At 69.4% G+C, this 2,272-nt stretch carries 5 protein-coding genes, 1 pseudogene and 1 riboswitch; of the genes and pseudogenes, 3 read left to right on the top strand and 3 right to left on the bottom strand.

Features of this window, described 5'->3' with window-relative positions; all coding sequences use genetic code 11:
* Positions 1-184 (top strand): hypothetical protein (locus AOK24_RS49940; RefSeq protein ID WP_206191334.1); only part of this gene is annotated, 184 nt, incomplete at its 5' end.
* 56 nt (positions 185-240) lie between these two features.
* Here the strand turns inward: AOK24_RS49940 and AOK24_RS36830 are convergent.
* From AOK24_RS36830 to AOK24_RS36820, 3 genes are all read right to left on the bottom strand, one after another.
* A complete protein-coding gene (locus tag AOK24_RS36830) occupies positions 241-561 on the bottom strand; it encodes a DMT family transporter (RefSeq protein WP_055724301.1) in 321 nt (106 codons plus the stop codon).
* Between the two features lie 33 nt (positions 562-594).
* A riboswitch (guanidine-III (ykkC-III) riboswitch) is annotated at positions 595-680 on the bottom strand.
* Positions 681-726: 46 nt separating this feature from the next.
* Positions 727-1,029, bottom strand: coding sequence for a GroES family chaperonin (locus AOK24_RS36825; protein WP_107104137.1), 303 nt, complete (start codon positions 1,027-1,029; stop codon positions 727-729).
* Positions 1,030-1,127: 98 nt separating this feature from the next.
* The gene (locus AOK24_RS36820; protein WP_055724299.1) at positions 1,128-1,466 is read right to left on the bottom strand and encodes a DUF3618 domain-containing protein; all 339 of its coding nucleotides are present in this window, start codon (positions 1,464-1,466) and stop codon (positions 1,128-1,130) included.
* A 110-nt stretch (positions 1,467-1,576) separates the two neighbouring features.
* Between AOK24_RS36820 and bcp the strand changes: the two genes are divergently transcribed.
* On the top strand, positions 1,577-2,044 hold the full coding sequence (bcp, locus tag AOK24_RS36815; protein ID WP_055724298.1) for a thioredoxin-dependent thiol peroxidase: 468 nt from the start codon (positions 1,577-1,579) through the stop codon (positions 2,042-2,044).
* 135 nt (positions 2,045-2,179) lie between these two features.
* Positions 2,180-2,272: pseudogene (locus tag AOK24_RS51635) on the top strand (HNH endonuclease); the annotation flags it as partial.

Raw genomic sequence — 2,272 nt, 5'->3', positions numbered from 1 at the left:
GGGTACTACGGGCGGGGATACGTCCACGGGCGCTACCGGGGGTGATACCTCCGGCGGGAGTACTACGGGTACGACAGGGGGCGACACCTCCACGGGGGCGTCGGGCGGGGACACCTCCGCCGGGACCGGGACGTCGGCGGGACCGGCGTCGGGCGGGACCAACGGAGGGACGCCCGGGACGTAGCGGGCCGTCGCAGGGGGGTACTAGAGCTCTAGTACCCCAGAGGGACCAGGTGGGGCTCAGTGGCCGGAGGTGGCCTTGAGCCCCACCACTGCTACCAGCAGCAGGCAGACGAAGAAGATCCGAGCGGCGGTGGCGGGCTCGCCCAGCACGGCCATTCCGACGACCGCCGCACCCGCCGCGCCGATCCCCACCCACACCCCGTACGCGGTGCCGATGGGAAGGGTACGGACGGCGTACGACAGCAGGACCATGCTGGTGACGATGCCGGCGCCGGTGAGCAGGCTGGGGACGAGGCGGGTGAAGCCGTCGGTGTACTTCATGCCGATCGACCAGGCGACCTCGATCAGACCGGCGAGGACGAGCAGGAACCATGCCATGACGGCACCTCCGGAGTCAGGACTCGGTACGGGGGTGCGTCGTCTTTTCCGAAGGTGCTGCCGGTTCGCCCGGTACGGCGCGTCTCGTCGGGCGTCCTCCACGCTAGCAAAGGAACGACAAAGAGGGCCGGTGACGATGGTCACCGGCCCTCTACCGCCTGAGTACTACAGGTACAGCCCCGTGGAGTCCTCCGACCCCTCGAAGCGGTCCGCGGCGACCGCGTGCAGGTCGCGCTCGCGCATCAGTACGTACGTCGCGCCGCGCACCTCGACCTCGGCGCGGTCCTCGGGGTCGTACAGGACCCGGTCGCCCGGCTCCACCGTCCGGACGTTCTGTCCGACCGCCACGACCTCCGCCCAGGCCAGCCGCCGGCCCACCGCCGCCGTCGCCGGGATCAGGATCCCGCCGCCGGAACGCCGCTCGCCCTCGCTGCTGTCCTGCCGTACCAGCACCCGGTCGTGCAGCATCCGGATCGGAAGCTTGTCGTGCTGGGTACCGCGCTCGTTACTGTTGCCGCTCACGTCTCGAACCTACCTGCCTCCCCGGGTGGCGTACCCCTGCGGGGCTAGTCCTTACGGCGCCGGGTGCCCAGGACCAGCAGGCCGACGACGCCGACCGCCAGGAGGGCCACGGGGACGATGCGCTCGACGCGGGGCGCGCCGTCGTCGTCCGTGAACTTCGCCGTGACGTCGCTCACGACGCGGTTGACCTGGACGTACGCGCGTCCGAGGGTGTGGTCGACGTTGGCGACGACCTTGGCCTTGGCGTCCCCGACGATCGTCTTGGGGTGCACCCGTACACCGATCTCGTCGAGAGTCTCGGCCAGCGTCTCGCGGCGGCGCTTGATGTCCGCCTCGATCTGCGCCGGGGTTCTCGTGTCCGGCGTGTCCGCAGTGTCCGCCACCGTACGGCCTCCGAAGTCTGCTGATGCGTTGTTCCGCACAGTCTGTCAGCTTCTCCGCCCGGCGCACGGGCAGGGGCCGCCGTTGTCGCGTCCCCGGCTACGCTGGCCGGATGAGCGAGCGACTCCAGCCCGGCGAACCGGCCCCCGCGTTCACCCTCTCCGACGCCGACGGCAACGAGGTGTCCCTTGCGGACCACAAGGGCCGCAAGGTCATCGTCTACTTCTACCCGGCGGCCCTGACCCCCGGCTGCACGAAGCAGGCCTGCGACTTCACCGACAACCTGTCCCTCCTGGCCGACGCCGGCTACGACGTCCTCGGCATCTCCCCCGACAAGCCCGAGAAACTCGCCAAGTTCCGCGAGAAGGAGTCCCTCGGCGTCACCCTCCTCGCCGACCCCGACAAGGCAGTACTCGAGGCGTACGGGGCTTACGGCGAGAAGAAGCTCTACGGCAAAACCGTCGTCGGCGTCATCCGCTCCACGATCGTCGTCGACGAGTCCGGCAACGTCGAACGGGCCCTGTACAACGTCAAGGCCACCGGCCACGTGGCGAAGATCATCAAGGACCTGGGCATCTGACGTCCCTCCCACCGCACGGCCCGCGTCCGGGGTTTCCCGGGTGCGGGCCGATTTACGTTTCCCGCGTAACCGTCCGGGTCTTCGTTCGTTAATACGTTCGAGTAACGAGCAAGTGAGCCTGGACGGAGGGGTTTTGTGGGGCGCAGTGCGTACACCAAGGAGCGGCTGGAGGAGGCCGCGAGGGGGGCTCGGACGTTGTCCGAGGCTTGTGAGCGGTTGGGGGTGGCG

It is taken from the genome of Streptomyces niveiscabiei (genome assembly GCF_001419795.1).
Taxonomy (GTDB): Bacteria; Actinomycetota; Actinomycetes; order Streptomycetales; family Streptomycetaceae; genus Streptomyces; species Streptomyces niveiscabiei.
This window is presented reverse-complemented; position numbering and strand designations above follow the sequence as displayed.

Excerpts from the sequence above, each read along its gene's own strand:
- bcp (WP_055724298.1), top strand. The coding sequence starts at position 1,577 with ATGAGCGAGCGACTCCAGCCCGGCGAACCGGCCCCCGCGTTCACCCTC.
- AOK24_RS36830 (WP_055724301.1), bottom strand. The coding sequence starts at position 561 with ATGGCATGGTTCCTGCTCGTCCTCGCCGGTCTGATCGAGGTCGCCTGG.
- AOK24_RS36825 (WP_107104137.1), bottom strand. The coding sequence starts at position 1,029 with ATGCTGCACGACCGGGTGCTGGTACGGCAGGACAGCAGCGAGGGCGAG.